The following is a 6372-nucleotide window of genomic DNA, read 5'->3' on the forward strand; positions in this document are numbered from 1 at the left end:
CCTTCGCGAGCAAGCCCGCTCCCACAGGATCGCAGCCAGGCTAGCCGAAAACGTTCATTCAGTGTTGTTCAAATTTGTTCATTGTCAACCGGCAAATTGTTCAGTTGTTCATTCGGGGCTGTTCATTTGTGTTCATCAATGAACGCATTTTTTTGAAGGAATAGAGGAAAATCCAATCTGATCAATGGCTTGTGATTTCTGGCACGGCTTTCGCTTTTAGACTCGGGTCGCTTGACTCCAAATAATAAAAAGGCCGAGCCATGTCATTAACGCTTGAGCACATTTGTCGCACCGTCGAAGGCCAGACCTGGATCGACGATGCCAACCTGAGTTTCGAACCCGGATCGTTCAACGTTCTGCTGGGCCGCACGCTGTCCGGCAAGACCAGCCTCATGCGCCTGATGGCCGGTCTGGACAAGCCCGACAGCGGTCGCATCCTGATGAACGGCGTCGATGTCACCCAGCGCCCGGTGCGCCTGCGCAACGTGTCGATGGTGTATCAGCAGTTCATCAACTATCCGACCATGACCGTGTTCGAAAACATCGCCTCGCCGCTGCGCCAGGCCGGTGTGTCCAATGAGGTGATCCAGAGCAAGGTGCTGGAAACCGCGAAGATGCTGCGCATTGAGAAGTTCTTGCAGCGTCACCCGTTGGAATTGTCCGGTGGTCAACAGCAGCGCACTGCCATGGCCCGGGCCCTGGTCAAGGACGCCGAACTGATCCTCTTCGACGAGCCCCTGGTGAACCTGGACTACAAGCTGCGTGAGGAACTTCGCCAGGAAATGCGCGAGCTGTTCCAAGCCCGCCACACCATCGCCGTCTACGCCACCACCGAACCCAACGAAGCCCTGGCTTTGGGCGGCACCACGACGATTCTGCACGAGGGCCGGGTGATCCAGAGCGGCAAGTCGGCCTCGGTGTATCACCAGCCGCAAACCGTACTGGCCGCCGAGCTGTTCTCCGAGCCACCGATCAATCTCATGCCGGGTCGTATCGCCGGCAATGAAGTGAGCTTTGCCAATTTCGTGCACTTTCCGCTGAACGTCGATCTGCGCCCGGTGGGCGAGGGTGAGTTCCGTTTTGGTGTGCGGCCCAGCCATATTTCCCTGGTGCCGAGCAACGACGACGACCTGGAGTTGGCGGTGACCGTCGAGGTGGCCGAGATCAGCGGTTCGGAGACATTCCTGCACGTGCGCAACGAGCATTTCCTGCTGGTGCTGCACTTGTCCGGCGTCCATGAATACGACGTGGATGAGCCGATCCGCATCTACATTCCGACTCACAAACTGTTTGTCTTCGATGCCCAGGGCAAGCTGGTCCAAGCCCCGGGCCAGCGAATTGCGAGGGTTGCCTGATGGCTGAAATTCGTTTGCAGAACCTCGCCCACAGCTACACCAGCACCCCGGCGGGCCCAGAGGATTACGCGATCCGCGAGATGAACCACATCTGGGAGCAGGGCGGCGCCTATGCGTTGCTCGGGCCATCGGGCTGCGGCAAATCCACCTTGCTCAATATCATTTCCGGACTGCTGAGCCCTTCCGAAGGCCAGGTGATGTTCGACAGTAAAGTCGTCAACGAGCTGACCCCGGAGCATCGCAACATTGCCCAGGTGTTCCAGTTCCCGGTGGTGTACGACACCATGACGGTGTTCGACAACCTGGCCTTCCCGCTGCGTAACCAGGGCATGGCCGAGGCGAAAATCCACACCAAGGTGCAGGAAATCGCCGAGGTCCTGGACCTGCAGAGCCTGCTGGATAAAAAAGCCCGTAACCTCACCGCCGACGAAAAACAGAAGGTCTCCATGGGCCGCGGGCTGGTGCGCGACGATGTGTCGGCGATCCTGTTCGATGAACCGCTGACGGTGATCGACCCGCACCTGAAGTGGAAGCTGCGGCGCAAGCTCAAGCAGATCCACGAGCAGTTCAACATCACCATGGTCTACGTCACTCACGACCAGTTGGAAGCGTCCACCTTCGCCGACAAGATCGCGGTGATGTATGGCGGTCAAATCGTGCAGTTCGGTACGCCCCGGGAGTTGTTCGAGCGTCCGAGCCACACCTTTGTCGGCTATTTCATCGGCAGCCCGGGGATGAACCTGATCGAGGTCACCGCGCAACCCGGCGGCGTCGGTTTCGCCTCCACCCACTTTCCGCTGTCCGAAACGTTGCAACGCGGTATTGCCCAAGCCGAAGGCAAAAGCCTGAAGGTCGGTATTCGTCCTGAATTTGTCCATGTCTGGGACGGGCCTTACGACGATGCGATGCGGGCCGATGTGGTCCATGTCGAAGACCTGGGCACCTACAAGATCCTCACCCTCAACCTCGATGGCGCGCCGATCAAGGTGCGTCTGGCCGAAGACAAACCGGTGCCCGAAGGCACCGCGTACATCAGTTTTCCGGGCCAATGGCTGATGGTGTATGCCGATGAATACTTGCTGGAACCGTTGAGCGAGGTGCAGCCATGAACAAGGTGCAGAACAACAAGGCCTGGTGGCTGGTGTTGCCGGTGTTCCTGCTGGTGGCGTTCAGTGCGGTGATCCCGATGATGACCGTAGTCAACTATTCGGTGCAGGACATCTTCGACCAGTCCAGCCGCTATTTCGTCGGTGCCGACTGGTACAAACAGGTGCTGCTCGATCCCCGGCTGCACGACTCGCTGCTGCGCCAGTTCATCTACTCGGCGTGCGTGCTGCTGATTGAGATTCCGTTGGGCATCGCCATCGCCCTGACCATGCCGACCAAAGGTAAATGGTCATCCCTGGTGTTGATCATCCTGGCGATTCCGCTGCTGATTCCATGGAACGTGGTGGGCACCATCTGGCAGATTTTCGGCCGCGCCGACATCGGCCTGATGGGCTCCACGCTCAACGCCATGGGCATCAACTACAACTATGCGGCCAACACCATGGACGCCTGGGTCACGGTATTGGTGATGGACGTCTGGCATTGGACGTCCCTGGTGGCGCTGCTCTGCTATTCCGGGTTGCGGGCGATCCCGGACGTGTATTACCAGGCTGCGCGAATCGACCGGGCTTCCAACTGGGCGGTGTTCCGACATATTCAGTTGCCGAAAATGAAGAGCGTGCTGCTGATCGCGGTGATGCTGCGCTTCATGGACAGCTTCATGATCTACACCGAGCCATTCGTGCTCACCGGCGGCGGGCCGGGTAACGCCACCACATTCCTGAGCCAGACCCTGACTCAGATGGCCATCGGTCAATTCGACCTGGGCCCGGCGGCAGCGTTTTCCCTGGTGTACTTCCTGATCATTCTGTTGGTGTCGTGGCTGTTCTATACCGCCATGACTCACTCCGACGCCAACCGTTGAGGCCCGCGCCATGAGCAAGAGAAAGCTGATTCCGTTGCTGATCTACATCCTGTTCCTGCTGGTGCCCATCTACTGGCTGCTGAACATGTCGTTCAAGAGCAACACCGAGATCCTCGGCAGCCTGACGCTGTGGCCCCAGGATTTCACCTTCCAGAACTACAAGGTGATCTTCACCGACCCGAGCTGGTACACCGGTTACCTGAACTCGCTGTACTACGTCAGCCTGAACACGGTGATTTCCCTGGCTGTGGCGTTGCCGGCGGCCTATGCGTTTTCCCGCTACCGGTTCCTGGGGGACAAACACCTGTTCTTCTGGCTGCTGACCAACCGTATGGCGCCGCCGGCGGTGTTCCTGTTGCCGTTCTTCCAGCTGTATTCGTCCATCGGGCTGTTCGACACCCATATCGCCGTGGCCTTGGCCCACTGCCTGTTCAACGTGCCGCTGGCGGTGTGGATCCTCGAAGGTTTCATGTCCGGGGTGCCGAAAGAAATTGACGAGACCGCCTACATTGACGGCTACAGTTTCCCCAAGTTCTTCGCGAAGATCTTCATCCCGTTGATTGGCTCCGGCATTGGTGTCACGGCGTTTTTCTGCTTCATGTTTTCCTGGGTCGAACTGCTGCTGGCGCGCACGCTCACCTCGGTGAATGCCAAGCCGATCGCGGCGGTCATGACCCGCACAGTCTCGGCATCGGGTATCGATTGGGGCGTGCTGGCGGCGGCGGGGGTGTTGACTATCCTGCCAGGCATGCTGGTGATCTGGTTCGTACGCAACCATGTGGCCAAGGGCTTTGCCCTGGGCCGGGTCTGAGGAGACGATGATGGAATGGATGAACTGGACGGGCCCGACGGCGGCCTTCTTTGGGGTCATTGCCTTGCTGCTGGCAGGCATGACCACGTGGGAACTGCGTTCGCCGAGTATTCCTCGGCGCGGTTTCCTGCCGATTGCCACCACCCGTGGCGATCGGTTGTTTATCGGTCTTCTCGGTAGCGCCTACCTGCATCTGCTGGTGATCGGCGCCACCGACTGGAGCATCTGGATAGCGTTCGCGTTGTCTTTGGTGTGGCTGTTGGCAGTGATGCGGTGGGGCTAAGTGGCCTGTGTGGCTAATTCGTGCAATCGAGTTAACCGTACAGGCCACGTCGAAGGTTCGACGATCAGGCTCTTAAACCCAAACAGGAGGTCTCTATGTTCGATAAAAACAATAAGCTGCGACATAGCGTTTCATTGGCAGCCGTGCTGGCACTCAGCGGGTTGAGCGCTGCGGCCTGGGCCGACGCCTATGAAGACGCGGCGAAAAAATGGATTGGCAGTGAATTCAAGCCGTCTACCCTGACAGCCGAACAGCAGCTCGAAGAGCTCAAGTGGTTCATCAAGGCGTCCGAGCCATTTCGCGGCATGAAAATCAACGTGGTGTCGGAAACCATCGCCACTCACGAATATGAATCCAAGGTGCTGGCCAAGGCCTTCAGGGATATCACCGGGATCGAGCTGACCCACGACCTGTTGCAGGAAGGCGACGTGGTGGAGAAGCTGCAGACCCAGATGCAGTCAGACAAGAACATCTACGACGGTTGGGTCAACGACTCGGACCTGATCGGGACGCACTTTCGCTACGGCAAGACCGAATCGATCACCGATATGATGGCCAACGAAGGCAAGGCCTACACCTCGCCGACCCTGTACCTCAAGGACTTCATCGGCACATCGTTCACCACCGGCCCGGACGGCAAGCTCTATCAACTGCCCGACCAGCAATTCGCCAACCTGTACTGGTTCCGTGCCGACTGGTTCGAGCGTGCGGACCTGAAGGCCAAGTTCAAGGAGAAATACGGCTACGAGTTGGGTGTGCCGGTGAACTGGTCGGCCTACGAGGACATCGCCAAGTTCTTCACCGAAGACGTCAAGGAAATCGACGGCAAGCGCGTCTACGGTCACATGGACTACGGCAAAAAGGATCCCTCCCTGGGCTGGCGCTTCACCGATGCCTGGTTTTCCATGGCCGGTGGCGGCGACAAGGGCCTGCCCAACGGTTTGCCAGTGGACGAGTGGGGGATTCGCGTCGAGAACTGCCATCCGGTCGGCTCCAGCGTGACCCGTGGTGGCGATACCAATGGCCCGGCGGCCGTGTACGCGACCACCAAATACGTGGACTGGATGAAGAAGTACGCGCCACCGGAAGCGGCCGGCATGACCTTCTCCGAATCCGGACCAGTGCCGTCGCAAGGCAACATCGCCCAGCAGATTTTCTGGTACACCGCTTTCACTGCTGACATGACCAAGCCGGGCCTGCCGGTGATGAACGCCGATGGCACGCCGAAATGGCGCATGGCGCCGTCGCCGCGCGGACCGTATTGGGAAGAGGGCATGAAGCTGGGGTATCAGGATGTGGGTTCCTGGACGTTCCTCAAATCCACGCCTGAGAAACAGCGCCTTGCCGCCTGGCTCTACGCGCAATTCGTGACGTCCAAGACGGTGTCGCTGAAGAAAACCATTGTGGGTTTGACGCCGATTCGTGAATCGGACATCAATTCCCAAGCCATGACCGACCTGGCGCCGAAACTCGGCGGTCTGGTGGAGTTCTACCGCAGCCCGGCACGCGTGCAATGGTCCCCGACCGGGACCAACGTGCCGGATTATCCTCGCCTTGCGCAGCTGTGGTGGAGCCACATCGCCGAAGCCGCCAGCGGCGAGAAGACTCCGCAACAGGCTCTGGACGGTTTGGCCAAGGATCAGGACGCGATCATGACCCGCCTGGAGCGCTCCAAGGCCCAGGCCACCTGCGCCCCGAAAATGAACCCCGAGCGCGACGCGCAATACTGGTTCGACCAGCCGGGCGCACCGAAGCCGAAACTGGCCAACGAGAAGCCTAAAGGTGAGACAGTGAGCTACGCCGAGCTGCTGAAATCCTGGGAAGCGGCACGTAAGTAAAGCTGGACCTGCAATGAAAAAACGGCACCGCAAGGTGCCGTTTTTTTTCGTGCCCGGCTCCAGAGGGCGTCTGAAGTGCACACAACTTCCTGTGGGAGCGAGCCTGCTCGCGA

General features: G+C 59.1%; 6 protein-coding genes. All 6 read left to right on the forward strand.

Going from position 1 to position 6372, the window contains the following annotated elements; genetic code table 11:
• Positions 1-260 precede the first annotated feature (260 nt).
• The 6 genes from HU811_RS23615 (at position 261) to HU811_RS23640 (ending at position 6259) form a co-directional block, all read left to right on the forward strand.
• Positions 261-1355 carry an ABC transporter ATP-binding protein gene (locus HU811_RS23615; RefSeq protein ID WP_047228554.1) on the forward strand — a complete coding sequence of 365 codons (1095 nt, stop codon included), beginning with the start codon at positions 261-263 and terminating at the stop codon, positions 1353-1355.
• Positions 1355-2464, forward strand: a complete 1110-nt coding sequence (locus tag HU811_RS23620) for an ABC transporter ATP-binding protein (RefSeq protein ID WP_186658380.1) — start codon at positions 1355-1357, stop codon at positions 2462-2464. Before HU811_RS23615 ends, HU811_RS23620 begins: the two co-directional genes overlap by 1 nt.
• Positions 2461-3327, forward strand: coding sequence for a carbohydrate ABC transporter permease (locus HU811_RS23625; RefSeq protein WP_092400465.1), 867 nt, complete (start codon positions 2461-2463; stop codon positions 3325-3327). Before HU811_RS23620 ends, HU811_RS23625 begins: the two co-directional genes overlap by 4 nt.
• A 10-nt stretch (positions 3328-3337) precedes the next feature.
• Positions 3338-4138, forward strand: a complete 801-nt coding sequence (locus HU811_RS23630; protein ID WP_092400467.1) for a carbohydrate ABC transporter permease — start codon at positions 3338-3340, stop codon at positions 4136-4138.
• 10 nt (positions 4139-4148) lie between these two features.
• Positions 4149-4421, forward strand: a complete 273-nt coding sequence (locus tag HU811_RS23635) for a DUF2160 domain-containing protein (protein WP_047228550.1) — start codon at positions 4149-4151, stop codon at positions 4419-4421.
• Between the two features lie 95 nt (positions 4422-4516).
• Positions 4517-6259, forward strand: a complete 1743-nt coding sequence (locus HU811_RS23640) for an ABC transporter substrate-binding protein (protein ID WP_186658381.1) — start codon at positions 4517-4519, stop codon at positions 6257-6259.
• The last annotated feature ends 113 nt before the right edge of the window (positions 6260-6372 follow it).

It is taken from the genome of Pseudomonas tehranensis, from assembly GCF_014268615.1.
In the GTDB taxonomy this organism is placed as follows: Bacteria; Pseudomonadota; Gammaproteobacteria; order Pseudomonadales; family Pseudomonadaceae; genus Aquipseudomonas; species Aquipseudomonas tehranensis.